This is a genomic window from Pseudomonas sp. 1176_21 (assembly GCF_052850635.1).
In genome coordinates this window covers 157,425-183,659 of record NZ_VXCV01000003.1, presented here as the reverse complement: position 1 = coordinate 183,659, position 26,235 = coordinate 157,425, and the positions used below count along the sequence as shown (strand labels likewise).

The window sequence follows — 26,235 nt, the reverse complement described above, 5'->3', positions numbered from 1 at the left end:
ATCAGGGCTTGGCGTTGATCTGCCGTTGCAGGTTCTGCACCTGGCTCTGCAAGGTGGTGATGTTGCGGGTCACCTGCCCGCGAAACGCATCGAACTCCGCCGTCGAGGCACCCGCCCCGGCAGCCGCCGCCGGGCGATTCTCCTGCTCGCTCTTGAGCACGATCAGGTCCTGTTCCAGGCGCTGGATCGCCGCCCCCGGATCCCCCTGCTTCTTCAATGCGGCAATCTCCGTCGACAGGCTCTTGAGCTGCGCATCGACCTTGCCGGTATCAGCCTGCGCCGCCTTCACCGCCGCCAGCTCCGTGGCCACGGCCTTGAGTTGCGCCTGCAACTGGGCATTGGTCGCCTGCTGCTCGCCAACCTGCGCCAGGGCCTGCTCCAGCCGCTTGCCCAGGTCACCCTGCTGCCCGGCTACGCCCTGCTGCTGCTTGCTCTGCTCGGCGAGGCTGGCCTGCAACTGCTTTATCTGCAGCTTCAGTGCCTCGCTGCCGGTGCTGACGCTCGACTCGCTGGCCGCCACCTTGCCGCTGATGTCCTGCAGGCGCCCGGCAGCTTCTTCACTGATGCGCGCAAAGCTTTCCTGGGTGGCCACCAGTTGCTGCTCCATCAGCGAAATCTGCTGGAAGCTCCACCAGCCAAGCCCGGCCAGGGCGATGAACGAAGCGCCCACCAGCGCCCACAACGGCCCGGTGGCCGCCGGCTTGCGCGGTTTGCCGCGCACGGCGGCCACCCGTGCACCTGGCGCCGGGGCAAAGTCGTCATCATCGCGACCGCCGGCCTTGAGGCTGGGTACATCATCGAAATCGTCGTGAGCATCGTTGCGCATGGATCAACCGCCGTGAGTGCAAATGAGCGCCAGTATAAGTCAGTGGCCGCCGTGCTGGGCCTTCCACCAGCCGCAGAATTCATCCAGCGCCGCCCACAGGCTGACCTGCGGGCGGTAGTCCAGTTGCTGGCGGGCGCGGCTGATGTCCAGGGTGAAATCCTTGTTCATCACCTGCACCGCCAGGCGCGACAGGGTCGGTTGCGGACGGCCCGGCCACAGCAGGCAGGCCCCCTCGTTCAGCGCGCCCAGGCTGTAGGCCAGGCCACTGGAGCGGTAGCGCGTGACCTGGGGCAGGTCCATGCGCCGCATCACGTAATTGATCACGTCCCACAGCGGCAGCGGGTGGCCGTTGCTGATGTTGTAGGCCTGCCCGAGCGCGTCGTTGCCGGCCAGCACCGCGTTGATCAGCGCCTCGTTGAGGTTCTGCACGCTGGTGAAGTCGACCTTGTTCAAGCCGTTGCCGATGATCGCCAGACGGCGTTTCTGCTGCATCTTCAGCAGGCGCGGGAAGATGCTCACATCCCCTGCCCCGGTGACGAAGCGCGGGCGCAGGGCCAGCACTTCCAGGCCGAACTCCTGGGCACCGAAAACCTTCTGCTCGGCCAGGTACTTGGTGGTCGCGTAGGCATCGTGCAGGCGCCGCGGCACCTGCTCTTCGGTCACCCCCAGGCGCGAGCGCCCGTTCCAGTAGATCGACGGCGAGGACAGGTGCACCAGGCGACGAACGTGTTCCTTCAGGCACGCCTCCACCACGTTCTCGGTGACCACCACGTTGCCCTGGTGAAAGTCCTGGTAGCGTCCCCAGTTGCCCACCGCACCGGCGCAGTGCACCACGGTTTCGACGCCCTGGCAGACCCGCCGGGCCAACTCCGGGTCGCCCAGGTCCCCCGGAATGAACTGGGCGCCGCGGCGCACCAGGTGCTCGACGCCTTCGGCCCGCCGGCCATTGACCCGTACCTCCATGCCCTGCTCCAGGGCAAAGCGTGCAAAGCGCCCGCCAATGAAGCCGCTTGCGCCGGTGACCAGAATTCGCATGAAGCACTCCGCCTACTTGTTTGCAGATGATGCAGACGCCGGCAAACCCGACCACGGCACCAACCAACTGCTGGCGCTGCGCCGCAGGTGGTCGGTGAGTTGGCCGAGCAATTGCCCGCCATTGCGCCAATGATGCCAGTACAGCGGCACATCGATCGGCTTATCCGCCAGAATTTCCACCAGTTGCCCGCTGGCCAGTTGCGCCTGGGCCTGCAATTCGGGCACCAGGCCCCAACCCACGCCGGCCTCGGTCATGCGCAGAAAGCCCTCCGAAGACGGGCACAGGTGATGCAGGAATGCACCATCGATACCCAGCGACGCCAGGTAGCGATGCTGCAGAAAATCGTCCGGGCCGAACACCACGGCCGGGGTGCGGGCCAGGCGCGCCACCTCTACCCCCTGGGGAAAGTGGCGCGCCATGAAGTCGGGGCTGGCCACCGCACGGTAGCGCATGGCGCCGAGCAGCTCGCTGCGCGCCCCGGCAACCGGTCGCTCGCTGGCGCACAGGCAGGCCGCCACTTCGCCAGCGCGCATGCGCTTGAGGCCCACCTCCTGGTCTTCCACCACCAGCTCCAGCAGCACCCGCTCCTGCGCACAGAACGCCCCGACCGCCGCCGCCCACCAGGTGGCCAGGCTGTCGGCGTTGAGCGCTACCCGCAGACGCTCGGGCTGACCGCCATCGTCCAGCGCCGGCACCTGATGCTGCAGGTCGCGCTCGAGCAGGCGCACCTGCTGTACATGGTTGAGCAGGCGCTTGCCGATCTCGGTGGGCGCTGGTGGCGCGGCGCGTACCAGCACCGGCTGGCCGACGCGCGCCTCCAGCAGCTTGATACGTTGCGAAATGGCCGATTGCGACAGCCCGAGCAACTGTGCGCCCCGCTCGAAACCGCCCTGCTCGATCACCGCCGCCAGGGCGGAAAGCAACTTGTAGTCGAACATCAGTTTCCCTAATGCCGGATGAGGTTTATTGGTTTTTCTTATACGCCCACTGCCCGCACAATAGCCAGCGATCCCCCCTGTATTTTCGGCAGCCCGTGTGGCTGCTTCGCGGAGCACCTCCCATGTGGCAAAGCTACCTCAACGGCCTGCTGGTCGCCTTCGGGCTGATCATGGCCATCGGCACCCAGAACGCCTTCGTGCTGGCGCAGAGCCTGCGCCGTGAGCACCACCTGCCGGTCGCGGCACTGTGCGTGTTCTGTGATGCGGTGCTGGTGGCGCTTGGCGTGTTCGGTCTGGCCACGGTGCTGGCGCAGAACCCGACCCTGCTGGCGGTCGCGCGCTGGGGTGGGGTGGTGTTTCTGCTGTGGTATGGCAGCAAGGCGCTGATCCGCGCCTGCTCCAGCCAGAGCCTGGAGCAGGGCGAGGGCCTGGGTCAGCGTTCGCGTCGCGCGGTGTTGCTCAGTGCCCTGGCGGTGACCCTGCTCAACCCCCACGTGTACCTGGATACCGTGTTGCTGATCGGCTCGCTGGGTGCGCAGCAAAGCGTGCCGGGTGCCTACGTGGCGGGTGCGGCCAGTGCCTCGCTGCTGTGGTTCTTCACCCTGGCGCTGGGTGCGGCCTGGTTGGCGCCGTGGCTGGCCCGGCCTGGCACCTGGCGCCTGCTGGACCTGATGGTGGCGGTGATGATGTTTGCGGTGGCGTTGCAACTGGCGCTGGGCTGACCCGTTCGTCAGGTGTCGGCAAAGGCTCTGGAACCTCTATTCCATACACTTGTTGCGTGGTTTAGGTCAGGGCCCGGTGCTATGATCCCGAATCTGCGTCGCAAAGAGTAAAAACTCGCCGATGCATTCCGGCCGCCCGTGATCGGCCTTGCGCTCACCGCAACAGACCTGATTAGGAGAATCACCATGGCTTTTGAATTGCCGCCGCTGCCTTACGCACACGATGCCCTGCAGCCGCACATTTCCAAGGAAACCCTGGAATACCACCACGACAAGCACCACAACACCTACGTCGTGAACCTGAACAACCTGGTGCCAGGCACCGAGTTCGAAGGCAAGACCCTGGAAGAGATCGTCAAGACTTCTTCGGGCGGTATCTTCAACAACGCCGCTCAGGTCTGGAACCACACCTTCTACTGGAACTGCCTGGCGCCAAACGCTGGTGGCCAGCCTACCGGTTCGCTGGCTGAAGCCATCAACGCCGCGTTCGGTTCGTTCGACAAGTTCAAGGAAGAGTTCACCAAGACGTCGGTTGGCACCTTCGGTTCCGGTTGGGGCTGGCTGGTCAAGAAAGCTGACGGCTCCCTGGCGCTGGCCAGCACCATCGGTGCCGGCAACCCGCTGACCAGCGGTGACACCCCGCTGCTGACCTGCGACGTGTGGGAGCATGCCTACTACATCGACTACCGTAACGTGCGTCCGAAGTATGTCGAGGCGTTCTGGAACCTGGTCAACTGGAAGTTCGTGGCTGAGCAGTTCGAAGGCAAGACCTTCACTGCATAAGTGCTGCTTCTGAAAAAACCCGGCTCAGGCCGGGTTTTTTTATGCCGAAAAAGCGGCAAAGAGCAAAACCCCACCCACCAACCTTTTTTAACCAATTTCACCAACACCCTCTCTTGCTGCCCCCCATACCGCGCTAACATCAATCGTTGGGAAACTTGTCGTACATCGCTCAAGTCGCAAGGCCGGGCAACCGATACAGTGACCGCTGGATCATGAATCCTGCCAACGGCCGATAGTGGATTGCCACAGATGATGGCAAAATGATGCCATGCGCATGGATTAAGGAAACCCCATTGAAGCTGGAACTCAAAAACAGCTTGTCGGTCAAGTTGCTCAGAGTGGTCCTGCTCTCGGCACTGGCCGTGGGCGTGGTACTCAGCTGTGCGCAGATCGTCTTTGATGCCTACAAGACCCGCCAGGCTGTCGCCAACGACGCCCAGCGAATCCTCGACATGTTCCGCGACCCTTCCACCCAGGCCGTATACAGCCTGGACCGCGAAATGGGCATGCAGGTCATCGAGGGGCTGTTCCAGGATGAGTCCGTGCGCATGGCCTCCATCGGCCACCCCAACGAAACCATGCTGGCAGAAAAGTCGCGCCCTCTGCAGGAACTGCCGACCCGCTGGCTCACCGACCTGATCCTCGGCCAGGAACGCACCTACACCACCCAGCTCGTCGGCCGCGCGCCCTACAGCGAATACTACGGCGACCTGAGCATCACCCTCGATACCGGCGCCTACGGCCAGGGCTTCGTGGTCAATTCGGTGATCATCTTCATTGCCGGCGTGCTCCGCGCCCTGGCCATGGGGCTGGTGCTGTACCTGGTCTACCACTGGCTGCTGACCAAGCCACTGTCCAAGCTCATCGAGAACCTCACCCAGATCAACCCCGACCGCCCCAGCCAGCATCAGCTGCCGCTGCTCAAGGGCCACGAGAAGAACGAACTGGGCCTGTGGGTGAACACCGCCAACCAACTGCTGGCGTCCATCGAACGCAATACCCACCTGCGCCACGAGGCCGAGAACAGCCTGCTGCGCATGGCCCAGTACGACTTTCTCACCGGCCTGCCCAACCGCCAGCAACTGCAACAGCAACTGGACAAGATCCTGGTCGATGCCGGGCGCCTCCAGCGCCGGGTTGCGGTGCTGTGCGTAGGCCTGGACGACTTCAAGGGCATCAACGAACAATTCAGCTACCAGGCCGGCGACCAGTTGCTGCTGGCCCTGGCCGACCGCCTGCGTGCCCACAGCGGTCGCCTGGGTGCCCTCGCCCGCCTGGGCGGCGACCAGTTCGCGCTGGTGCAGGCCGACATCGAACAACCCTACGAGGCCGCCGAGCTGGCCCAGAGCATTCTCGATGACCTGGAAGCGCCATTCGCCCTGGACCATCAGGAGATCCGACTGCGCGCCACCATCGGCATCACCCTGTTCCCCGAAGACGGCGACAGCACCGAGAAGCTGCTGCAAAAGGCCGAACAGACCATGACTCTGGCCAAGAGCCGTTCGCGCAACCGCTATCAGTTCTACATCGCCAGCGTCGACAGCGAGATGCGCCGGCGCCGCGAGCTGGAAAAGGACCTGCGCGAAGCCCTGCCGCGCAATCAGCTGTACCTGGTTTACCAACCGCAGATCAGCTACCGCGACCACCGCGTGGTGGGCGTCGAGGCGCTGCTGCGCTGGCAGCACCCGGAGCTGGGCATGGTTCCGCCCGATCAGTTCATACCGCTGGCCGAACAGAACGGCAACATCATCGTGATCGGCGAATGGGTGCTCGACCAGGCCTGCCGGCAACTGCGCGAATGGCACGACCAGGGCTTCAGCGACCTGCGCATGGCAGTCAACCTGTCGACCGTGCAGTTGCACCACAGCGAGCTGCCCCGGGTGGTCAACAACCTGCTGCAGATCTACCGCCTGCCGCCGCGCAGCCTGGAACTGGAAGTGACCGAGACCGGCCTGATGGAAGACATCAGCACTGCCGCCCAGCACCTGCTGAGCCTGCGCCGCTCCGGTGCGCTGATCGCGATCGACGACTTCGGCACCGGCTACTCCTCGCTCAGCTACCTCAAGTCGCTGCCGCTGGACAAGATCAAGATCGACAAGAGCTTCGTGCAGGACCTGCTCGACGATGACGACGACGCCACCATCGTTCGCGCGATCATCCAGCTGGGCAAGAGCCTGGGCATGCAGGTGATCGCCGAGGGCGTGGAAACCGCCGAGCAGGAAGCCTACATCATTGCCCAGGGCTGTCATGAAGGTCAGGGCTACCACTACAGCAAGCCGCTGCCAGCACGCGAGCTGACCGCCTTCCTCAAAGCAGCGCAACGCAACCAGGTATCGATTCTGTGAGTGACGCTGCCGCCAAGGGCAGCGTGAACACCATTTGAATTTTTACGTGGCAACCTCTTTACAGAAAATGCATATCTTTCGCATTATGTTGCACCTTTGCGTGCGGCTGCACGCCTGTTCAACCTCTCGACGCAGGAATAGCCCATGATTCGTATGCCTCTGGCCACCGCCAGTCTGCTGGCCATTGCCATCTCCCTCGCCGGCTGCGGCGATGACAAGGACAAGGCCGCCGCACCACAGGCCGCCGCACCTGCTGCCGCCAGCACCACCCAGGCGTCCGGGGCCGTCGACGAAGCCGCCGCCCAGGCGGTGGTCAAGCACTACGCCGAGATGGTGTATGCCGTGTACAGCGACTCGCTGAGCACCGCCAAGACCCTGCAGACCGCAGTCGATGCCTTCCTTGCCAAGCCCGACGCCGACACCCTGGCCGCCGCCAGGTCTGCCTGGGTAGCCGCCCGTGTACCGTACCTGCAGAGCGAAGTGTTCCGCTTCGGCAACACCATCATCGACGACTGGGAAGGTCAGGTGAACGCCTGGCCGCTGGACGAAGGCCTGATCGACTACGTCGACAAGAGCTATGAACACGCCCTGGGCAACCCGGCCGCCACCGCCAACATCATCGCCAACACCGAGATACAGGTGGGCGAAGACAAGGTCGACGTCAAGGACCTGACCCCCGAGAAGCTGGCCAGCCTGAACGAGCTGGGCGGTTCGGAAGCAAACGTCGCCACCGGCTACCACGCCATCGAATTCCTGCTGTGGGGCCAGGACCTCAACGGCACCGGCCCGGGCGCCGGCAACCGCCCTGCCTCGGACTACCTGCAAGGCGAAGGCGCCACGGGCGGCCACAACGAGCGTCGTCGTGCCTACCTCAAGGCCGTGACCCAGCTGCTGGTCAACGACCTGGAAGAAATGGTCGGCAACTGGAAGCCGGCAGTGGCCGACAACTATCGCGCCACCCTGGAGGCAGAACCTGTCGCCAACGGCCTGCGCAAGATGCTGTTCGGCATGGGCAGCCTGTCGCTGGGCGAACTGGCGGGCGAGCGCATGAAGGTCTCGCTGGAAGCCAACTCGCCTGAGGACGAGCAGGACTGCTTCAGCGACAACACCCACTACTCGCACTTCTACGACGCCAAGGGTATCCGCAACGTCTACCTGGGCGAGTACACCCGCACCGACGGCACCAAGCTGAGCGGCCCGAGCCTGTCGTCGCTGGTGGCCAAGGTCGATCCGGCCACCGACAACACCCTGAAGGCCGATCTGGAAGCCACCGAGGCGAAGATCCAGGTGATGGTCGACCACGCCCTCAAGGGTGAGCACTACGACCAGTTGATCGCTGCCGACAACGCTGCGGGCAACCAGATCGTGCGTGACGCCATCGCCGCGCTGGTCAAGCAGACCGGTGCCATCGAACAGGCTGCGGGCAAACTGGGCATCACCGACCTGAACCCGGACACCGCTGACCACGAGTTCTGAGTGGTAGCGTGCTGAAACAGAGGCGGCCTTCGGGTCGCCTTTTTTTGTGGGACCTCTTCGCTGGAAGCTGAAGCAGATTTCATCCAGCAAACGCAAATCCCTCTTATTCATATCCCCCGCGCCTGCTAAGCTTGCACGCCGGTTTTACGCTAGCCATTCAGGATTCTCGATGCCCGCTCCGCTTCACCGCGCCCTTCCGCTGCTACTGGCCCTGGCCCTGAGCGCCTGTGACGACGCCCCGCGTTTCACCAAGGCCGAACCTGGCGAGGCGCGTGCCGGTGGCAGCACCACCGTGAACAAGCGCTACCGCAACGCCTACTCCATGCCCTCGGCCAACCTCACCCCGAGCCAGCGCCTGGACTTCAGCGTGGGCAACAGCTTCTTCCGCAGCCCGTGGGTGATCGCCCCGTCCACCACCACCGCACGCGATGGCCTGGGCCCGCTGTTCAACACCAACGCCTGCCAGAACTGCCATATTCGCGACGGGCGCGGGCACCCGCCCGCAGAGGGCGCCAAAAACGCGGTATCGATGCTGGTGCGCCTGTCGATCCCCGACCAGCCCGAATACGCCAAGGTCATCGAGCAACTGGGCATCGTGCCCGAGCCGGTCTATGGCGGGCAGTTGCAGGACATGGCCGTGCCCGGCGTGGCCCCCGAGGGCAAGGTGCGGGTCAGCTACACCCCGGTGAACGTCACCTTCAAGGACGGCACCCAGGTCGAACTGCGCAAGCCGCAGCTGCAGATCACCCAGCTTGGCTACGGCCCGATGCACCCCGACACACGCTTCTCGGCACGCGTCGCGCCGCCGATGATCGGCCTGGGCCTGCTCGAGGCCATCCCTGATGAGGCAATCCTGGCCAACGCCGACCCCGAGGGGCGCAACGGCACCGGCATTCGTGGCCGGCCCAACCTGGTATGGGACGACGCCCAGGGCAAGCAGGTACTTGGCCGCTTCGGCTGGAAGGCCGGGCAACCCAACCTCAACCAGCAGAACGCCCATGCGTTCTCCAGCGACATGGGCCTGACCAGCAGCCTGGTGCCACGCGACGACTGCACCCCGGCGCAGCTCGATTGCCTGGCCCAGCCCAATGGCAACGGCGCCGATGGCGAGCAGGAGGTCAGCGACAACATCCTGCGCCTGGTGCTGTTCTACACCCGCAACCTGGCGGTGCCGGTACGCAAGGACGTCGATTCGCCCCAGGTGCTGGCTGGCAAGAACCTGTTCTTCCAGGCCGGCTGCCAGGGCTGCCACACCCCCACATTCACCACCTCGGCCAATGCCGCCGAGCCGGAGCTGGCCAACCAGACCATCCGCCCCTACAGCGACCTGTTGCTGCACGACATGGGCCCGGGGCTGGCCGACAACCGCAGCGAATTCGCCGCCGGTGGCCAGGATTGGCGCACCGCGCCGCTGTGGGGCATCGGCCTGAACCAGACCGTCAGTGGTCATACCCAGTTTCTGCATGACGGGCGCGCCCGCAACCTGCTCGAGGCCGTGCTCTGGCACGGCGGCGAAGCCGAGCCTGCGCGCCAGCACGTCTTGACCTTCAATGCCGAGCAACGCGCCGCGTTGCTGGCGTTCCTGAACTCACTCTAGAGAAGGAGCCGGACATGTTCCGTCCCAAGCTGTTGTTCACCAGCCTCGCCGCCATCGCCCTGGGCGCCTGCTCGCCGCAGGACCCGCAGGCCGTGACCTCTGCCGCGATCGCCAAGCAGGTGATCCTGCCGACCTACAGCCGCTGGGTCGAAGCCGACCGCCAGCTGGCCGTCAGCGCCCTGGCCTTCTGCGAAGGCAAGGCCGACCTGGCCACCGCACGCGCCGACTTCCTGCACGCACAAAAAGCCTGGGCCGAGTTGCAACCGCTGCTGATCGGCCCGCTGGCCGAGGGCAACCGCGCCTGGCAGGTGCAGTTCTGGCCCGACAAGAAGAACCTGGTGGGCCGTCAGGTCGAGCAACTGGTCAATGGCGACAAGCCGGTGGATGCCGAGACCGTGGCCAAGTCCAGCGTCGTGGTGCGCGGCCTGTCGGCCTACGAGTACATCCTGTTCGACAGCAAGCCGGACGTCGCCACCGCCGAACAGAAGGCCCGTTATTGCCCGCTGCTGGTGGCCATCGGCGAACACCAGAAGAACCTCGCCGAAGAGATCCTCAAGGGCTGGAACAGCACCGACGGCATGCTGGCGCAGATGACCAAATTCCCCAACCAGCGCTACGCCGACTCCCATGAGGCGATCGCCGACCTGCTGCGCGCCCAGGTCACCGCGCTGGACACCCTGAAGAAGAAGCTCGGCACGCCGATGGGGCGCCTGAGCAAGGGCATCCCGCAGCCGCTGCAGGCTGAAGCCTGGCGCAGCCACTCCTCGCTCAAGAGCCTGGAAGCCAGCCTGATCGCCGCCCAGACCGTGTGGGTCGGGGTCGACAACCAGGGCCTGCGTGGCCTGCTGGGCAAGGACCAGAAGGCCCTGGCCGACAAGATAGACGCGGCCTATGCTGATGCCCTCAAGCAACTGAAGGCGATCGACCGGCCCCTGGGCGAAATGCTCCAGGACGATGCCGGCCGCGAGCAACTGAACGCCTTCTACGACAGCCTGAACGTGGTTCACCGCCTGCATGAAGGTGAACTGGCCAAGGCGCTGAACATCCAGCTGGGCTTCAATGCCAACGACGGTGACTGATCATGTTGCGACGCCAGGCCCTCAAACTCGGTAGCGTGCTGCTCAGCGCCCTGACCCTGGGCGGCTGGACCCTGTGGCGCAGCAAGGGCCAGCAGCCACTGCTGCTGTCGGCCCGTGACGATGCCGACGGCAAGCACTATGCCGTGGGCTATCGCCTGGACGGCACCCAGGTGTTCGCCACCCAGGTCGGCCTGCGCTGCCACGACATCATCAACCACCCCGAGCGGCCGATCGCGCTGTTCGTGGCGCGCCGCCCCGGCACCGAGAGCTACCTGATCGACCTGCGCGACGGGCGCCTGCTGCAGACCCTGGCCTCGCAGCCGAACCGGCACTTCTATGGCCACGCGGTGATCCACAAGGGCGGCGAATGGCTGTACGCCACCGAGAACGACACCACCGATCCGGGCCGTGGCGTGCTGGGTGTGTACCGCTTCGAAGGCGAACGCCTGGCCCATCATTCGGAAATCCCGACCCACGGCATCGGCCCGCACCAGGTGTCGTGGCTGCCTGACGGCGAGACCCTGGTGGTGGCCAATGGCGGTATCCGCACCGAAGCCGAGAGCCGGGTGGAGATGAACCTGGATGCGATGCAGCCCAGCCTGGTGCTGATGCAGCGCGACGGCACCCTGCTGAGCAAGGAAACCCTGAGCCAGCAGATGAACAGCGTGCGCCACCTGGCGATTGCCGACGACGGCACCGTGCTGGCGTGCCAGCAGTTCATGGGCGGCTCGGACGAAACCGCCGAATTGCTGGCGATCAAGCGTCCGGGGCAGCCGTTCGTGGCCTTCCCGGTGCCGGAGCGCCAGTTGCAGTCCATGGCCCAGTACACCGCCAGCGTGGCGGTGCACAGCGAGCTGCGACTGGTGGCGATGACCGCGCCACGGGCCAACCGCCTGTTCATCTGGGACCTGGACAGCGCCGAGGTGAAGCTGGATGCGCCGATGCCGGACTGCGCGGGCGTGGGCGCAGTGGCCGATGGCTTTGTGGTGACCTCCGGGCAAGGGCGTTGCCGGCTGTACGACTGCCGCAAGACAGCGCTGGTGGGGCAACCGCTGCAACTGCCTTCGGGGTTGTGGGACAACCATCTGCACCTGATCTGATATCCGGTCGCCCCTTTCGCCGGCAAGGCCGGCTCCTACGGGTTGGGCGCCGTCTGTAGGAGCCGGCCTTGCCGGCGAAGGGGCCGGTACTGGCAGCAAATATCCCCAAGCAACACCCGGCCCCCTGCGCCGCGACCGACTAGACTTGCGCAACAACGCTTCCAGGGAGCTGGTCCATGCTGCGCCGTCGCATGCTCATCATGCTGGGTATCGTCCTGCTGCTGGTGCTGGCCCTGGGCGGCTACAAGGGCTTGTCCATCTACCGCCAGATCCAGCAGTTCTCCGCGCCCAAGCCGCCGGTCAGCGTTGCCGCCGCCGAGGCGCGCGAGCAGCCCTGGCAAAGCCGCCTGCCCGCCGTGGGCAGCCTCAAGGCCCTGCAAGGGGTGGACCTGAGCCTGGAGATCGCCGGCACGGTCAAGGCCCTGCACTTCGAATCCGGCCAGCAGGTCAAGGCCGGGCAACTGCTGCTGCAGCTGGACAGCGACGTGGAGACGGCCCTGCTCGGCACCGCCCAGGCCGACCTCGGGCTGGCCCAGGTGGATTATCAGCGAGGCAGCCAGCTGGTCGGCAGCCAGGCCATCTCCAAGGGCGAATTCGACCGCCTGCGCGCCCAACTGCTGCGCAACCAGGCGGTAGTGGCGCAACTCAAGGCATCCCTGGCGAAAAAGAGCATCAACGCGCCGTTCACCGGCACCATCGGTATCCGCCAGGTCGACCTGGGCAGCTACCTGGCCAGCGGCACGGTGATCGCCACCCTGCAGGACCTGAGCAGCCTGTATGTCGACTTCTTCGTGCCGGAACAGGCGCTGCCCAACCTCAGCCTCGGCCAGCAGGCGCTGGTCTCGGTGGCCGCCTACCCGCACCGCAGCTTCACCGCCACCCTCAGCGCGATCAACCCCAAGGTCGACGACACCACCCGCAACCTGCAGGTGCGCGCCACCCTGGCCAACCCCGACGGCACGTTGCTGCCGGGCATGTTCGCCAGCCTGCAGGTGTTGCTGCCCAACCCGCGCAACGCGGTGGTGGTGCCGCAGAGCGCCGTCACCTACACCCTCTATGGCAACTCGGTGTATGTCGCCGTGCCGCAAAAGTCCGAAGACGGCAAGGTGCAGACCACGGCCGATGGCCAGCCGCAACTGATCGCCGAGCGGCGCTTCGTCGAGACCGGCGAGCGCCGCGACGGCCTGGTGGTGATCGCCAAGGGCCTCACGCCCGGCGAAACGGTGGTCACCGCCGGCCAGTTGAAGCTGACCCAGGGCGCTGCCGTCACCCTGAGCGCCGACAAGACCCTGCAAGCCGAACCGACCAGCCAGCCCGGCGCCGACTGACCAAGGAACCGCCATGGCCTTTACCGACCCGTTCATCCGTCGCCCGGTGCTGGCCAGCGTGGTCAGCCTGCTGATCGTGCTGCTGGGGTTCCAGGCCTGGAGCAAGCTGCCGATCCGCCAGTACCCGCAGATGGAAAACGCCCTGATCACGGTGACCACCGCTTACCCAGGGGCCAACGCCGAAACCATCCAGGGCTACATCACCCAGCCCCTGCAGCAGAGCCTGGCCAGTGCCGAAGGCATCGACTACATGACCTCGGTGAGCCGGCAGAATTTTTCGGTGATCTCGATCTACGCGCGCATCGGCTCCGACAGCGACCGGCTGTTCACCGAGCTGCTGGCCAAGGCCAACGAGGTCAAGAACAAGCTGCCCCAGGACGCCGAGGACCCGGTGCTGAGCAAGGAGGCCGCCGATGCCTCGGCGCTGATGTACATCAGCTTCTACAGCAAGGAGCTGAGCAACCCGCAGATCACCGACTACCTGTCGCGGGTGATCCAGCCCAAGCTCGCTACCCTGCCCGGCATGGCCGAAGCCGAGATCCTCGGCAACCAGGTGTTCGCCATGCGCCTGTGGATCGACCCGGTGAAGCTGGCCGGCTACGGCCTGAGCGCCGGCGATGTGACTGCCGCGGTGCGCCGCTACAACTTCCTGTCCGCCGCCGGCGAGGTCAAGGGCCAGTACGTGGTCACCAGCATCAACGCCACCACCGAACTCAAGTCGGCCGAAGCCTTCGCCGCCATCCCGCTCAAGACCAAGGGCGACAGCCGCGTGCTGCTGGGCGATGTGGCACGGGTGGAGATGGGCGCGGAGAACTACGACACGGTCAGCTCGTTCGACGGCACGCCGTCGGTGTACATCGGCATCAAGGCCACCCCGGCCGCCAACCCGCTGGACGTGATCAAGGAGGTGCGCAAGCTGATGCCGGAGCTGGAAGCGCAGTTGCCGCCCAACCTCAAGGCCTCCATCGCCTATGACGCCACGCTGTTCATCCAGGCCTCCATCGACGAGGTGGTCAAGACCCTGGTCGAGGCGGTGCTGATCGTGATCGTGGTGGTGTTCCTGTTTCTCGGCGCGCTGCGCTCGGTGCTGATCCCGGTGATCACCATCCCGCTGTCGATGATCGGCGTGCTGTTCTTCATGCAATTGATGGGCTACTCGCTGAACCTGTTGACGCTGCTGGCGATGGTGTTGGCCATCGGCCTGGTGGTGGACGATGCGATCGTGGTGGTGGAGAACATCCACCGCCATATCGAGGAGGGCAAGACGCCGTTCGACGCCGCGCTGGAAGGCGCCCGGGAGATCGCCATGCCGGTGGTCTCGATGACCATCACCCTGGCGGCGGTGTACGCCCCCATCGGTTTCCTGGAGGGCCTCACCGGGGCCCTGTTCAAGGAGTTCGCCCTGACCCTGGCCGGGGCCGTGGTGATTTCCGGCATCGTCGCGCTGACCCTGTCGCCGATGATGTGTGCCCTGCTGCTGCGCCCGGAGCAGAACCCCAGCGGCCTGGCCCATCGTCTCGACCAACTGTTCGAGCGGCTCAAGCGCCGCTACCAGACGCTTTTGCACGGCACCCTCGAGACCCGGCCGGTGGTGATTGTGTTCGCCCTGATCGTGCTGTGCCTGATCCCGGTGTTTCTGATGTTCAGCAAGAACGAGCTGGCCCCGGACGAAGACCAGGGCATCATCTTCATGATGGCCACCGCCCCGCAACCGGCCAACCTCGATTACCTGAACGCCTACACCGACGAGTTCATCACGATCTTCAAGTCATTCCCCGAGTACTACTCCTCGTTCCAGATCAACGGCTTCAACGGCGTGCAATCGGGCATCGGCGGCTTTCTGCTCAAGCCGTGGAACCAGCGCAGCCGCACCCAGATGGAGTTGCTGCCCGAGGTGCAGGCCAAGCTGGCGACCATCAGCGGCCTGCAGATCTTCGGCTTCAACCTGCCCTCCCTGCCGGGCACCGGCGAAGGCCTGCCATTCGCCTTCGTGATCAACACGCCGAATGACTACGTGTCGTTGCTGGAAGTGGCGCAGCGGGTCAAGGACCGCGCCCAGGCCTCGGGCAAGTTCGCCTTCCTGGACATCGACCTGGCATTCGACAAGCCGGAGGTGGTGGTGGATATCGACCGGGCCAAGGCGGCGCAGATGGGGGTGTCGATGGATGCCCTGGGCGGCACCCTGGCCACGCTGCTGGGCGAGGCCGAGATCAACCGCTTCACCATCGAGGGGCGCAGCTACAAGGTGATCGCCCAGGTCGAGCAGGCCTACCGCGACAACCCCGGCTGGCTGAACAACTACTACGTGAAGAACGAGCAGGGCCGGATGCTGCCCCTGTCGACCCTGATCAGCGTCAGCGACCGCGCGCGGCCGCGCCAGCTCAACCAGTTCCAGCAGCTGAACTCGGCGATCATCCAGGGCTTCCCGCTGGTGAGCATGGGCGAGGCCCTGGAGACGGTGCGCAGCATCGCCCAGCAGGAGGCACCGGCAGGCTTCGCCTTCGACTACAGCGGGCAGGCACGTCAGTTCGTGCAGGAAGGCAGTGCGCTGTGGGTGACCTTCGGCCTGGCGCTGGCGATCATCTTTTTGGTGCTGGCGGCGCAGTTCGAGAGTTTCCGCGACCCGCTGGTGATCCTGGTGACGGTGCCCCTGTCGATCTGTGGAGCATTGATCCCGCTGTTTCTGGGGTGGTCGAGCATGAACATCTACACCCAGGTGGGGCTGGTGACGCTGATCGGTCTGATCAGCAAGCACGGCATCCTGATCGTCGAGTTCGCCAACCAGTTGCGCCTGCACAAGGGGCTGAGTGCGCGGGATGCCGTAGAGGAAGCGGCAGCGATACGCCTGCGGCCGGTGCTGATGACCACGGCGGCGATGGTATTCGGCATGGTGCCGCTGATACTGGCGACGGGCGCCGGAGCGGTGAGTCGGTTCGACATCGGCATGGTGATCGCCACCGGGATGTCGGTGGGCACGCTGTTCACGTTGTTCGTGTTGCCGTGCGTGTATACGTTGCTGGCCAGGAAGGAAATGCCAAGTACGGCGCTGGAATCGAGTTGAACGCATCGCGGGTCAAGCCTGCTCCCACAAGGATCACTGCAACCCTATGGGAGCGGGCTTGACCCGCGTGGATACACTTCATCACCCGTTGGAGCGCAGCCCCCGGCTCATGCCGAACAGGAACAACAGCAGGTCATGGTCCGGTTGCGCCGTGACGACCGGCTTGGCCGTCCGCGGCAGCGGACACTGCGCGCCCAGGTCGATGGAACTGAGCACCTGCGGACGCGGCTCCTCCCACGCGGCGAAAGCCACCGAAGCCACCGCCAACGCCACAAGCAGAAACAAACCTCGTGCTATTTCTAGTTTCATTGCTCTAAACCTTTGACAGCGCTGCCAAACGCCACTTCGTAAAAGTAGAGCAACTTCTTCCAGTCCGCATCGTTCCACGACGAATGGCGGCGCAGTTGCTTCAGGTCATTGGCGGCCGCACGCTGGCAGCTGATGCGCCGACGGCACTTCTCCAGGTCCAGCAAGGCGACCTCGGCACGCGCATCCGCGCCCTCGCCGGTCACCTTCACGAAAATATGCTTGCTGTACAGGCAGCCATGCTGCCAGTGCCCGCGGTGCATGCGCGCCAGGTTGCCGGCCAGGTCCTCGAGCACCCGGTCGTGCAGCACCTCGCCGTGCTGCTCGCGCCCGCCGCCGGCGTACCACAGGTCGATCTCCTCGAAACCGTCCAGCGCCTCGCTGACCAGCAGCGCCCGCCACTGGTGCTGGGCATCGCGCTCCACGCCGCAATAGACGATATGCGGCACCCGCACGCCCAACTGCTCGAAACTGCTCAGGGCAGCGAACTCACGCAATACCGTAGGGCGACCGAAGGGGTGCAGCAGGCTGCGGTAGATATGCCCGACCTGGCGCTTGGCATACAGCAGATGGCCCGTCTCGTCGCTCAGGCGCTGCACGCCGCTTTCGCCGCCACGCCGCTGGTTGGGTGCCTCCACCCATTCGCCCTGGCGCTGCCAGAAGTAATCGAATTGATCCGAGACCGCCGTACCGCCCGTTCCTTCCACAGCCATTCCTTCACCCCTTGCGCAATACGTAAACTCGCCACATCGCATAGAACGGCAAAAAGTCCATTCGTTCCTGAATACGGAAACCTGCGGCCTCGAACTCCTGTTCAACCGTAGCAGCTGGTAACACAAAACGGTTCTGGTAACTGCCATCGGCCTGCCCGTTGTTACGGCGTGCTTCCAGGCGTTTACGCCGCCAGGCCTTGATGTTGCCGTCCACCCACAACGAGATGATCACGCTGTCGCGGCTAACCCGTTGAAACTCCGAGAGAATCGCCTTGCGATGGGCCGCTTCGCCAATGTGGTGGAACAGCCGCATGCAGAAAATGCTGTCTACCGCGTTGTCCGGCAGATCGATGGCGAAGGCTGATGTCTGCAAGGGCCGTACCCGTTTGACCACTTCTGCCGGTTGCGACCCGCAAGCGATCTGCAGCATGGCGGCGGAATTGTCGGCGCCGATGATCACGCGGTTGGCCTTTTCGGCCAGCAGCGGCCAGAAACGGCCGGCACCGCTGGGCAGGTCCAGCACCAGGCCAGGCTCGCCGGCCAGCGCCAGGGCACGCCGGGCCAATTGCTCGTCACGCTGGTGGGACAAGCGGCGGGCAATGCCGTCCTGGTGCTTGTGCAGGTACTGTTGAGCGTGCTGCTCGTCGTACTTTTCGGAAAACTTGAGCTTGATGGGACTGCGCATGGTGCATCTCCTGACTCCAATGCCGCCTACCTTAAGCAGGGCGACGTTGGCGTCAGGTCATGCGAACGTGAAAAAAATGTCAGGTTGCGTCGCTAAGTTACAAGGTGTTTCCGGAGGCCTGCGACCCGTCCGTGCCCAATTTCACATGGAACCGGCAACCATGGGGTTCGGCGGCGCTCAGGCTGACGCTCCAGCCCTGGTCCTCGCAGATCCGCTGCACCAGAGACAGGCCCAGCCCGAGCCCTTCCCCGCGTTTTTCGCCGCCGCGCACGAACGGCTGGAACATGGCCTCGCGATGCTCCTCGGGAATTCCCACGCCGCTGTCCTCGACGGTGAAGCCATCGGGCTCCAGGGTGAGGCGGATGTACCCCTGGTCGGTGTAGTGCGCCGCATTGCGCAGCAGGTTGCCCATCACCGATTGCAGGAACGTGGCGTTGTACAGGGTCGGCAGCGCGCCGGTGTCGTGGTAGGTGAGGGTCAGCCCCTTCTGCTCGATGGTGTCGCGCCAGACGCCGATCAGTTCGTTGCCCACCTCACGCAGGCTTGCCCGCGAAGCGACGGCACCCTCGTCGCGCTGGGCGCGGGCGAGCATGAGGAAGGTCTGCACCAGCTCGCGCATTTCTTCGGTGGCCCGCGAAATGCGTTCGACCTGGGCGCGGGCGCGATTGTCGATGGCCGGGTTCTCCAGCAGCAGCTCGCACGAGCTGGCCAGCACCATCAGGGGCGTGCGCAGTTCATGGCTGACATCGCTGGTGAACAGCCGCTCGCGGGTCAGTGCATCGCGCAGGCGCCCCAGGGTGGCGTCGAAGGCCACCGCCAGTTGCCCCACTTCGTCGGCCGCGTAGTCCGGCGCCAGGGGCGGCGCCAGGCCCAGCAACTGGTCGCGGTGGCGCACCTGGCGCGCCAGCCGGATCACCGGGGCCATCACCCGCCGTGCCAGCACCCAGCCGAGGAATACCGCCAGTGCCAGGCTGAGCACGAAGCCCACCACCACCACGGCGAACAGCACGCGCTCGCGTTCTTCGAAATCGCTCTGGTCCTGCAGCAGCACGTAGTGCCGCCCGTCCACCACCTCGACCATGGCGTGGTACGACAGGTGCTCGCGAAACACTTCGTGAAACCCCGGGGTGAGGTGGCGCAGGTCCTTGGGCAGGTCGAAGTCGTCGCGCCCGCCACTGTAGTAGAACAACTGGTCGGGCCGCGGGCGGTGGCTCCACTCCGATACGCTGTCCATCAGCAGCATGCGCTTGAGGTCGCCCCCCAGTACCGAGGAAATCAGGCGCTCTTCCACCAGGTGCACGGTGGCCACGATGCCGAAGGCGAAGGCCCCGGCCACCAGCGCGCTCATCAGCGCGAAGGCGATGATGATGCGCTGGGCAAGGCTTTGCTTAAACTCCATCACGACCCTCGGCCAGTCGATAGCCAACACCGTGCACGGTATGCAGCAGGGGCTTGTCGAATGGCTTGTCGATCACCTGGCGCAACTGGTGGACGTGGCTGCGCAGGCTGTCACTGTCGGGGCAGTCGTCGCCCCACAGGGCTTCTTCCAGTACCTCGCGGCGCAGCACGTGGGGGCTCTTCTGCATCAGCACTGCAAGCAGCTTGAGGCCGACCGGGTTGAGCTTGAGGAACTTGCCCTGGCGGGTGACCTCCAGGGTGTCGAGGTCGTAGCTCAGGTCGCCGACGTTCAGGCTGCGCCGGCCACCGCCCTGGGCCCGGCGCAGCACCGCTTCGATGCGCGCGGCCAGTTCCGACAGGGCGAACGGCTTGAGCAGGTAGTCGTCGGCGCCGGAGCGAAAGCCCTGCAGGCGGTCGTCGAGCTGGTCGCGGGCGGTCAGCATGATCACCGGGGTATCGCGCCGGGCATCCTCGCGCAGGCGCTTGCACAACGTGTAGCCGTCGATGCCGGGCAGCATGATGTCGAGCACGATCAGGTCGTAGTGCTCGGTGGCAGCCAGGTGCAGGCCCGACAGGCCGTCCTGGGCGCAGTCGACGGTGTAGCCCTTGAGGCCCAGGTAATCGGCCAGGTTGGCCAGGATATCGCGGTTGTCTTCAACCAGTAGAATTCGCATCGGTACCTCTCCCCCGTCCTCGTTTGCCTGCTTGGCAGGCGCAGCTTAAGGCCATCGTCCAGGCCCCGCCAGCGCCGCATGGATTTAATCGCAACTGACATTTTTTTCACCCCAGCTTCACACATAGCGTAGGCGCGCCGGCACACAATCGGCAGTTTCCATTGCCTGCCTGGACCCTGCCATGCCTGCCACTCCCCCTTTGCCCGCGTCCCGCCCGCTTAACCTGTGGATTGCCCTGGGCATTCCGCTGCTGACCGCCGTGTGCCTGATCCTGCTGGAGCTGACCGACCTGGACATGGCCCTGGCCAACCTCGCGTTCGACCCGCAGGCGGGCCAGTTCATCGGTCGTCACAGCTATTTTCTCGAAGACATCCTGCATGACCGCGCCAAGGAGCTGGTCATCCTGTTCGCGGTGCTGGCCATCGTCGGCTTTGCCGCCAGCTTTGTGCTGCAGCGTCTCAAGAGCTGGCGCCGGGAACTGGGTTGCCTGGTGCTGGCGATGGGCCTGTCGACCGGCTTCGTGACGCCGCTCAAGGCCGCGACGGCGGTGCAGTGCCCCTGGAGCCTGAGCGAATTCGGCGGCCAGGAAACCTACAGCAAGCTGTTAGAGGCCCGCCCCGCCACCGACAAGCCAGGGCGCTGCTGGCCGGGCGGGCATGCGGCCACGGGGTTTACCCTGTTTGCGCTGTTTTTTGTCCTGCGTGATCGCAAGCCACGCCTGGCCAAGGCCGCGCTGGTGTTCGCCTTTGGCCTGGGGGTGGTGTTTTCGGTGGGCAGGATGCTGCAGGGCGCCCACTTCTTTTCGCACAATGTGTGGACAGCGGTGTTCTGCTGGCTGATCGGGTTGGGGTGCTACTGGCTGGTGTTGTATCGCAAGCCGTCACTGGCCGCTTCGCCAGCCAGGCTGGCACCTACAGGATTCGCTGAACGTCTGTAGGAGCCAGCTTTGCTGGCGAAGGGTTTCTGCCAGACATAAAAAAGCCCCGCACAAGGCGGGGCTCTTCTTCAAGCGGGTAAGGCTGGCTTACATCATGCCGCCCATGCCGCCCATGCCACCCATGCCGCCCATGTCAGGCATGCCACCGGCAGCCTTGTCTTCAGGCGCATCGGCAACCATGGCTTCGGTAGTGATCATCAGACCACCGATCGAGGCCGCGGCCTGCAGAGCCGAACGGGTCACCTTGGCAGGGTCCAGGATGCCCATTTCGATCATGTCGCCGTACTCGCCGGTAGCAGCGTTGTAACCGAAGTTGCCCGAACCTTGCTTGACCTTGTCGACTACCACGCTTGGCTCGTCGCCGGCGTTGGCAACGATCTGGCGCAGTGGGGACTCGACGGCGCGACGCAGCAACTGGATACCCACGTTCTGGTCTTCGTTGTCGCCCTTGAGCTCGGCAATGGCCTGCAGCGAGCGAACCAGCGCCACGCCACCGCCAGGTACCACGCCTTCTTCGACGGCTGCGCGGGTAGCGTGCAGAGCGTCTTCAACGCGGGCTTTCTTCTCTTTCATTTCAACTTCGGTGCCGGCACCGACCTTGATCACGGCAACACCGCCAGCCAGCTTGGCCAGACGCTCTTGCAGTTTTTCACGGTCGTAGTCCGAGGAAGTCTCTTCGATCTGGGCACGGATCTGCTTGACGCGTGCTTCGATGTCGGCTTCAACGCCAGCACCGTCGATGATGGTGGTGTTTTCCTTGGACAGGGTCACGCGCTTGGCGTTGCCCAGGTGCTCCAGGGTGGTCGACTCCAGGCTCAGGCCGATTTCTTCGGAGATCACGGTACCGCCGGTCAGGACGGCGATGTCCTGCAGCATGGCCTTGCGGCGGTCGCCGAAGCCAGGTGCCTTGACCGCAGCCACTTTCACGATGCCGCGCATGTTGTTGACCACCAGGGTAGCCAGCGCTTCGCCTTCGACGTCTTCAGCCACGATCAGCAGCGGACGACCGGCCTTGGCAACGGCTTCCAGTACTGGCAGCAGTTCGCGGATGTTGGAGATCTTCTTGTCGACCAGCAGCAGCAGCGGGCCGTCGAGCTCGGCAACCATGGTGTCCGGCTTGTTGACGAAGTAAGGGGACAGGTAGCCACGGTCGAACTGCATGCCTTCTACAACCGACAGTTCGTTTTCCAGGCCCGAGCCTTCTTCGACGGTGATCACGCCTTCTTTACCGACTTTTTCCATGGCTTCGGCAATGATTTCACCGATGGAGGTGTCGGAGTTGGCCGAGATGGTACCGACCTGAGCGATGGCCTTGGAATCGGCGCATGGCTTGGACAGGTTCTTCAGCTCTTTGACGATGGCGATGGTGGCCTTGTCGATACCGCGCTTGAGGTCCATCGGGTTCATGCCGGCAGCAACGGCCTTGAGGCCTTCGCTGACGATGGCCTGAGCCAGAACGGTAGCGGTGGTGGTGCCGTCGCCCGCTTCGTCGTTAGCCTTGGAGGCCACGTCTTTCAGCAGTTGGGCGCCCATGTTCTCGAAGGCGTCCTTGAGTTCGATTTCCTTGGCAACCGAAACACCGTCTTTGGTGATGGTTGGCGCGCCGAAGCTCTTGGCCAGAACCACGTTGCGGCCTTTCGGGCCCAGGGTCGCTTTTACCGCGTCAGCCAGAACGTTGACGCCAACCAGCATTTTCTTACGGGCGGAATCGCCGAATTTTACGTCTTTAGCAGCCATGATCGTTTAATCCTTGAATACTTTGGAGTAACGGGAAACCAGCGGATCAGCCTTCGATAACGGCGAGAATCTCGTTCTCAGCCATTACCAGCAGGTCTTCGCCGTCAACTTTCACAGTGTTGCTGCCCGAGTACGGGCCGAAAACCACCTTGTCACCCACTTTCACGGCCAGCGCGCGCACTTCGCCGTTGTCCAGGATGCGGCCGGTACCCACGGCGACGATTTCGCCACGGTTGGGTTTTTCAGCGGCCGAGCCTGGCAGAACGATACCGCCAGCGGTTTTCGATTCTTCTTCGCTGCGACGGATGACGACGCGGTCATGCAGAGGACGAAGCTTCATTGTCGATCTCTCCTGATAGTGGTTTTCATCGGCCGGTATCGTTACCGGCGTGTTGATGCTTTCGGCGTAGCCGATCGTGGACCGCGGGGCGGGCCACGCATGTATTGTCTGGGGCAAATGCCCAGAAACCTTGCGGTGACCCATACATGAGGTCGGCCAAGGCGATTACAAGGCTTGCCGATGAAAATTTTTGCAGGCCGGCGCGCCAAATGAAAAACGGCCCCGAAGGGCCGTTTCATGCTACGCGGGCGAGCGCTCGCGTCACGGGTCACGCTTTTCGTATTCGCCTTCGATCACATTGGGCTGACGCGGTGCGCCGGGCGGCGCATTGAACGGGTCGTCGCCGAAGGCGCGCTGACGCATGGCCTGGGCTTCGGCGCGCTGGCGAAGCTTGTTTGCCAGCAACCGGCGGCTGAACGGCAACAGCACGATCAGGCCGATCACGTCGCTGATGAAGCCGGGGAGCAACAGCAGACCGCCACCCAGGGCCAGCATCAGGCCGTGGAACATGTCTTCGGCCGGCAATTCGCCGCGCTGCAGGCTCGCCCGCGCACGCAGCGCGGTGGCAAGGCCTGCGACCCGCACCACCAGCACACCAAGGGCCGAGCCCGCGATGATCAGCAGCAGCGCCGGGAAAAATCCGATCGCGGTGCTGACCTTGAAAAACACATACAGCTCGAGCACCGGGAAAAGCAGAAACAGCAGTAGAAAAGCACGCATCAAGGGTTCCTCTACGCAAGATGTCCTTGCAGGTACGACCTTAAATGGTTGCTGGCCGTTGCAATTTCAACCCTCGACCGCCTCGCGATCAGGCCACTGTTCGGCGCGGGCCAGCAAAACCAGGGCTTCGCGTACTTGTATCGGTGTATTGCAAGACCTTGGAAACGCCAGCCAGTGCAGCCCCTGGCCGATGCGCAGGTGCATGCCCTCGGTATCGATCCCTACCAGCGAGGCCGGTGCGCTGGCAGGCAGGCCGCTGAGTTCGACGTAGTGCGCGATGGCGTTGGCATGGTCGTCGTTCATGTGCTCGACCATGCTCACCTCGGCCTTGCCGGCGAACGGGTTGGCCAGGGTCACGTCGTCCAGCCAGTGAATCGCGCCGAAGCCGCCGATATAGCGATGGCGCACCGGCCTGAGCACCCAGAAGTCGAAGTCGTGGGCGCTGTGGTACTGGCTCGATTCGGGGAAGTAGCGGTAATAGCGCCCGGCGGCGGCCTCGATGGCCTCGGGGTCGGCCAGCTTGTGGGCCTCGGCCATCACGGTAAGACGACCCACCGCCTGCACGTCCTCGGCATCGCGCTCGCCTACCAGCAGCGAACACTTGGGGTCTTTTTGCAGGTTGTGGGTGTGCTGGGCAATGCGACTGATCAGGATCAGCGGGTTACCGTCGGCGTCCAGGCAATACGGCACCACGGAACCGAAGGGGAAGCCGGGCATCGATTTGGAATGGGTCGAGAGTACGCCACGGTACTCCTTGAGCAGCAGCTCTCTTGCCTGCCTTGCAGCCTTCGCGCTCACGGGGGTGCTCCTGGGAAAGGTGTGATCGCGACAAGCTAATCATTATCAGTGGCGATTGCCAAGGGGCCTGCAGGCGCCGGCCCCTGAATGCGAAAGCGGTTTACCAGGCCACGCCGAAGCCGACGGTGTAGCGCGTCTTGTCCAGGTCGCTGTCGCTGGTGCCGCTGATGATGTCCTTCTCGGCCTTCAGGTTCAGCGATGCCCATTCGGTGACCTTGTAGCGCAGGCCTACCTCGGCATCCAGGCTGTAGTCCGCCACGCCGCCCAGCGGCTTGCCAACCTCGCCGTTGGTGAACAGCTCGACCGACTTGCCGATCAGGTAGCGGTTGTAGTCCCACTTCACGCCCAGCGAATAGAAGTTGTCCTTGCCGCCGTCGCTGTACTCGTAGTCGGTGCGGTTGAGCAGCGAACCCAGCGAGAACGCGCCCAGCTCGTCGTCCCAGAACTGGTAGCCCGGGCCGGTACCGACCGTGCGCTGGCGGGTCAGGTCTTCGATGTGGTCGCGCTTGTAGTTCAGGCGCCCCTGCCAGAACCACTGCTCGGTAATGAAGCGGTCCAGCGCGTATTCGGCGCTCCAGTTGTTGGTGGTGGTCGTGTCGTTCTTGGTCTCGCGGTTGTACTCGCCCTCGGCGTTATGCCGCCAGCGACCGTGACGGGCAGTGGTCTTGAAGTCGACGTCGTAGTCGTCACTGTCGGTCTCGGCGCGCTTGTAGTCCAGCGCCAGGTCGACGTTGCCCTTCCACAGCATGTCTTCGACCAGCGGCTTGGGCTTCATGATCTGCTGGATGCTGGCCAGTTCAACCGCCTTGGGCGCCTCGCCATTGGCCAGGATCACCTGGCCGTCTTCACCGGCCTGCAGCGACTTGGCCTTCTCGCCGGTGTAGGCGTCCTGCTTGACCAGCAGTTCCTGGTCGCTCTCCAGGGTCTTGACCTTCTTCCAGTCCAGCGCGATGGAGCCACCGTATTCGGTCTGCAGCACCAGCTTGCCACCGTCGAAGACCTTGATCTTGCCGCTGAGCCGGTCGCCGTTCTTCATCCATACGGTATCGGCCACCGCAGGGGCGCAGACACCGGTCATCACAAGGCACAACAAGGCTCTAGAATACATAGGCAGTACAGAAACTCGGGTTCGCAGAAAAATCGGGCATTATCCAGATACCCGCCAGCAGAACAAGGACTGACCCAGCCAATGCCGATGAGTTCAATTCGTATTTGTGCGCCCTGCCCCCTTCACTGCCCCGCAACGCCCCGATGAGCGCGGCCTTGACCGACGCGCAGCAGCGCGCAGAAGACCGACGGACGGCGCTCTACCTGGTGCTGGGCCAACTGCCGCCAGGCAAGGTGGTCAGCTATGGTGAACTGGCGGCCATCGCCGGCCTGGGCCGCGCGGCGCGCTGGGTGGGGCGCACCCTCAGCCAGTTGCCGAGCGACACTCGCCTGCCCTGGCACCGCGTGCTGGGCGCCGGCGGACGCCTGAGCCTGGCCCTTGGCACGCCCTCCGGGGATGAGCAGCGGGCCCGCCTGCGGGCCGAAGGGGTGACCGTCCGGAACAATCGTGTGGATATGTTGCGCCATGGCTGGCGCCCGATGGAGCACAGCGGTTAGAGTGCGCGCTTTGTTTTCGCAAACTTGAGGC

At 64.4% G+C, this 26,235-nt stretch carries 24 protein-coding genes; 11 read left to right on the top strand and 13 right to left on the bottom strand.

The window, feature by feature from the left end; translation table 11 throughout:
- Position 1 precedes the first annotated feature (1 nt).
- Genes FW760_RS08990 through FW760_RS08980 form a run of 3 tightly spaced genes read right to left on the bottom strand, consistent with a single transcriptional unit; the run spans position 2 to position 2,800 of the window.
- Positions 2-826 (bottom strand): hypothetical protein, encoded by an 825-nt coding sequence (locus FW760_RS08990; protein WP_058540893.1) that lies wholly within the window; start codon positions 824-826, stop codon positions 2-4.
- Between the two features lie 39 nt (positions 827-865).
- Positions 866-1,861 (bottom strand): NAD-dependent epimerase/dehydratase family protein, encoded by a 996-nt coding sequence (locus tag FW760_RS08985; protein ID WP_058540892.1) that lies wholly within the window; start codon positions 1,859-1,861, stop codon positions 866-868.
- 12 nt (positions 1,862-1,873) lie between these two features.
- Positions 1,874-2,800, bottom strand: a complete 927-nt coding sequence (locus FW760_RS08980; protein WP_353227630.1) for a LysR family transcriptional regulator ArgP — start codon at positions 2,798-2,800, stop codon at positions 1,874-1,876.
- Between the two features lie 122 nt (positions 2,801-2,922).
- Here FW760_RS08980 and FW760_RS08975 point away from each other — a divergent pair, with 122 nt between their 5' ends.
- The 9 genes from FW760_RS08975 (at position 2,923) to FW760_RS08935 (ending at position 16,291) form a co-directional block, all read left to right on the top strand.
- Positions 2,923-3,522, top strand: coding sequence for a LysE/ArgO family amino acid transporter (locus tag FW760_RS08975; RefSeq protein ID WP_043862105.1), 600 nt, complete (start codon positions 2,923-2,925; stop codon positions 3,520-3,522).
- A 186-nt stretch (positions 3,523-3,708) separates the two neighbouring features.
- Positions 3,709-4,305, top strand: a complete 597-nt coding sequence (locus FW760_RS08970; RefSeq protein WP_054914821.1) for a superoxide dismutase — start codon at positions 3,709-3,711, stop codon at positions 4,303-4,305.
- Between the two features lie 293 nt (positions 4,306-4,598).
- A complete protein-coding gene (locus tag FW760_RS08965) occupies positions 4,599-6,650 on the top strand; it encodes a putative bifunctional diguanylate cyclase/phosphodiesterase (protein ID WP_054914822.1) in 2,052 nt (683 codons plus the stop codon).
- 144 nt (positions 6,651-6,794) lie between these two features.
- On the top strand, positions 6,795-8,126 hold the full coding sequence (locus FW760_RS08960; protein ID WP_353227633.1) for an imelysin family protein: 1,332 nt from the start codon (positions 6,795-6,797) through the stop codon (positions 8,124-8,126).
- Positions 8,127-8,295: 169 nt separating this feature from the next.
- On the top strand, positions 8,296-9,723 hold the full coding sequence (locus tag FW760_RS08955) for a di-heme oxidoreductase family protein (protein WP_446443729.1): 1,428 nt from the start codon (positions 8,296-8,298) through the stop codon (positions 9,721-9,723).
- A gap of 14 nt (positions 9,724-9,737) precedes the next feature.
- Entirely contained in the window at positions 9,738-10,802 is a 1,065-nt protein-coding gene (locus FW760_RS08950; protein WP_043862100.1) for an imelysin family protein, read from the top strand.
- 2 nt (positions 10,803-10,804) lie between these two features.
- Positions 10,805-11,902 carry a DUF1513 domain-containing protein gene (locus FW760_RS08945; RefSeq protein WP_196932587.1) on the top strand — a complete coding sequence of 366 codons (1,098 nt, stop codon included), beginning with the start codon at positions 10,805-10,807 and terminating at the stop codon, positions 11,900-11,902.
- A gap of 176 nt (positions 11,903-12,078) precedes the next feature.
- Positions 12,079-13,230, top strand: a complete 1,152-nt coding sequence (locus FW760_RS08940; protein WP_043862098.1) for an efflux RND transporter periplasmic adaptor subunit — start codon at positions 12,079-12,081, stop codon at positions 13,228-13,230.
- 13 nt (positions 13,231-13,243) lie between these two features.
- Positions 13,244-16,291: a multidrug efflux RND transporter permease subunit gene (locus FW760_RS08935; RefSeq protein ID WP_043862097.1), complete on the top strand. Its 3,048-nt coding sequence runs from the start codon at positions 13,244-13,246 to the stop codon at positions 16,289-16,291.
- 81 nt (positions 16,292-16,372) lie between these two features.
- On the opposite strand, the gene FW760_RS08930 is transcribed toward FW760_RS08935, so the two are convergent.
- The 5 genes from FW760_RS08930 to colR form a co-directional block, all read right to left on the bottom strand.
- The gene (locus FW760_RS08930) at positions 16,373-16,600 is read right to left on the bottom strand and encodes a hypothetical protein (RefSeq protein ID WP_043862096.1); all 228 of its coding nucleotides are present in this window, start codon (positions 16,598-16,600) and stop codon (positions 16,373-16,375) included.
- Complete coding sequence (locus FW760_RS08925; protein WP_116052217.1) at positions 16,597-17,310, bottom strand: lipopolysaccharide kinase InaA family protein; 714 nt, start codon at positions 17,308-17,310, stop codon at positions 16,597-16,599. Before FW760_RS08925 ends, FW760_RS08930 begins: the two co-directional genes overlap by 4 nt.
- A gap of 4 nt (positions 17,311-17,314) precedes the next feature.
- Positions 17,315-17,995 (bottom strand): class I SAM-dependent methyltransferase, encoded by a 681-nt coding sequence (locus FW760_RS08920; protein WP_043862094.1) that lies wholly within the window; start codon positions 17,993-17,995, stop codon positions 17,315-17,317.
- Positions 17,996-18,092: 97 nt separating this feature from the next.
- A complete protein-coding gene (locus FW760_RS08915; protein ID WP_446443728.1) occupies positions 18,093-19,394 on the bottom strand; it encodes a sensor histidine kinase in 1,302 nt (433 codons plus the stop codon).
- A complete protein-coding gene (gene colR, locus FW760_RS08910; RefSeq protein WP_043862092.1) occupies positions 19,384-20,067 on the bottom strand; it encodes a two-component system response regulator ColR in 684 nt (227 codons plus the stop codon). The genes FW760_RS08915 and colR overlap by 11 nt, the downstream gene beginning before the upstream one ends.
- Before the next feature lie 181 nt (positions 20,068-20,248).
- Here colR and FW760_RS08905 point away from each other — a divergent pair, with 181 nt between their 5' ends.
- The gene (locus FW760_RS08905) at positions 20,249-21,004 is read left to right on the top strand and encodes a phosphatase PAP2 family protein (RefSeq protein WP_054914826.1); all 756 of its coding nucleotides are present in this window, start codon (positions 20,249-20,251) and stop codon (positions 21,002-21,004) included.
- Between the two features lie 87 nt (positions 21,005-21,091).
- Here FW760_RS08905 and groL read toward each other — a convergent pair whose 3' ends face one another.
- The 5 genes from groL to FW760_RS08880 form a co-directional block, all read right to left on the bottom strand.
- Positions 21,092-22,741 (bottom strand): chaperonin GroEL, encoded by a 1,650-nt coding sequence (gene groL / locus FW760_RS08900; protein WP_043862090.1) that lies wholly within the window; start codon positions 22,739-22,741, stop codon positions 21,092-21,094.
- Between the two features lie 46 nt (positions 22,742-22,787).
- Positions 22,788-23,081 carry a co-chaperone GroES gene (locus tag FW760_RS08895; RefSeq protein WP_009050540.1) on the bottom strand — a complete coding sequence of 98 codons (294 nt, stop codon included), beginning with the start codon at positions 23,079-23,081 and terminating at the stop codon, positions 22,788-22,790.
- A gap of 261 nt (positions 23,082-23,342) precedes the next feature.
- Positions 23,343-23,801, bottom strand: coding sequence for an FxsA family protein (locus tag FW760_RS08890; RefSeq protein ID WP_054914827.1), 459 nt, complete (start codon positions 23,799-23,801; stop codon positions 23,343-23,345).
- A 66-nt stretch (positions 23,802-23,867) separates the two neighbouring features.
- Positions 23,868-24,599, bottom strand: coding sequence for a HugZ family pyridoxamine 5'-phosphate oxidase (locus FW760_RS08885; RefSeq protein ID WP_088515535.1), 732 nt, complete (start codon positions 24,597-24,599; stop codon positions 23,868-23,870).
- Between the two features lie 100 nt (positions 24,600-24,699).
- The gene (locus tag FW760_RS08880; RefSeq protein WP_446443727.1) at positions 24,700-25,707 is read right to left on the bottom strand and encodes a DUF481 domain-containing protein; all 1,008 of its coding nucleotides are present in this window, start codon (positions 25,705-25,707) and stop codon (positions 24,700-24,702) included.
- A 143-nt stretch (positions 25,708-25,850) separates the two neighbouring features.
- Between FW760_RS08880 and FW760_RS08875 the strand changes: the two genes are divergently transcribed.
- Positions 25,851-26,204, top strand: coding sequence for an MGMT family protein (locus FW760_RS08875; RefSeq protein WP_043862086.1), 354 nt, complete (start codon positions 25,851-25,853; stop codon positions 26,202-26,204).
- Positions 26,205-26,235: the final 31 nt, after the last annotated feature.

What these genes read in the sequence shown, in the direction of transcription:
- FW760_RS08930 (WP_043862096.1), bottom strand. Translation starts at nt 16,600, where the DNA reads ATGAAACTAGAAATAGCACGAGGTTTGTTTCTGCTTGTGGCGTTGGCG.
- groL (WP_043862090.1), bottom strand. Translation starts at nt 22,741, where the DNA reads ATGGCTGCTAAAGACGTAAAATTCGGCGATTCCGCCCGTAAGAAAATG.
- FW760_RS08955 (WP_446443729.1), top strand. Translation starts at nt 8,296, where the DNA reads ATGCCCGCTCCGCTTCACCGCGCCCTTCCGCTGCTACTGGCCCTGGCC.
- FW760_RS08915 (WP_446443728.1), bottom strand. Translation starts at nt 19,394, where the DNA reads ATGGAGTTTAAGCAAAGCCTTGCCCAGCGCATCATCATCGCCTTCGCG.
- FW760_RS08960 (WP_353227633.1), top strand. Translation starts at nt 6,795, where the DNA reads ATGATTCGTATGCCTCTGGCCACCGCCAGTCTGCTGGCCATTGCCATC.
- FW760_RS08980 (WP_353227630.1), bottom strand. Translation starts at nt 2,800, where the DNA reads ATGTTCGACTACAAGTTGCTTTCCGCCCTGGCGGCGGTGATCGAGCAG.
- FW760_RS08940 (WP_043862098.1), top strand. Translation starts at nt 12,079, where the DNA reads ATGCTGCGCCGTCGCATGCTCATCATGCTGGGTATCGTCCTGCTGCTG.
- FW760_RS08950 (WP_043862100.1), top strand. Translation starts at nt 9,738, where the DNA reads ATGTTCCGTCCCAAGCTGTTGTTCACCAGCCTCGCCGCCATCGCCCTG.
- FW760_RS08975 (WP_043862105.1), top strand. Translation starts at nt 2,923, where the DNA reads ATGTGGCAAAGCTACCTCAACGGCCTGCTGGTCGCCTTCGGGCTGATC.
- colR (WP_043862092.1), bottom strand. Translation starts at nt 20,067, where the DNA reads ATGCGAATTCTACTGGTTGAAGACAACCGCGATATCCTGGCCAACCTG.
- FW760_RS08985 (WP_058540892.1), bottom strand. Translation starts at nt 1,861, where the DNA reads ATGCGAATTCTGGTCACCGGCGCAAGCGGCTTCATTGGCGGGCGCTTT.
- FW760_RS08905 (WP_054914826.1), top strand. Translation starts at nt 20,249, where the DNA reads ATGCCTGCCACTCCCCCTTTGCCCGCGTCCCGCCCGCTTAACCTGTGG.
- FW760_RS08935 (WP_043862097.1), top strand. Translation starts at nt 13,244, where the DNA reads ATGGCCTTTACCGACCCGTTCATCCGTCGCCCGGTGCTGGCCAGCGTG.
- FW760_RS08895 (WP_009050540.1), bottom strand. Translation starts at nt 23,081, where the DNA reads ATGAAGCTTCGTCCTCTGCATGACCGCGTCGTCATCCGTCGCAGCGAA.
- FW760_RS08970 (WP_054914821.1), top strand. Translation starts at nt 3,709, where the DNA reads ATGGCTTTTGAATTGCCGCCGCTGCCTTACGCACACGATGCCCTGCAG.
- FW760_RS08890 (WP_054914827.1), bottom strand. Translation starts at nt 23,801, where the DNA reads ATGCGTGCTTTTCTACTGCTGTTTCTGCTTTTCCCGGTGCTCGAGCTG.
- FW760_RS08990 (WP_058540893.1), bottom strand. Translation starts at nt 826, where the DNA reads ATGCGCAACGATGCTCACGACGATTTCGATGATGTACCCAGCCTCAAG.
- FW760_RS08945 (WP_196932587.1), top strand. Translation starts at nt 10,805, where the DNA reads ATGTTGCGACGCCAGGCCCTCAAACTCGGTAGCGTGCTGCTCAGCGCC.
- FW760_RS08880 (WP_446443727.1), bottom strand. Translation starts at nt 25,707, where the DNA reads ATGTATTCTAGAGCCTTGTTGTGCCTTGTGATGACCGGTGTCTGCGCC.
- FW760_RS08920 (WP_043862094.1), bottom strand. Translation starts at nt 17,995, where the DNA reads ATGCGCAGTCCCATCAAGCTCAAGTTTTCCGAAAAGTACGACGAGCAG.
- FW760_RS08925 (WP_116052217.1), bottom strand. Translation starts at nt 17,310, where the DNA reads ATGGCTGTGGAAGGAACGGGCGGTACGGCGGTCTCGGATCAATTCGAT.
- FW760_RS08875 (WP_043862086.1), top strand. Translation starts at nt 25,851, where the DNA reads ATGAGCGCGGCCTTGACCGACGCGCAGCAGCGCGCAGAAGACCGACGG.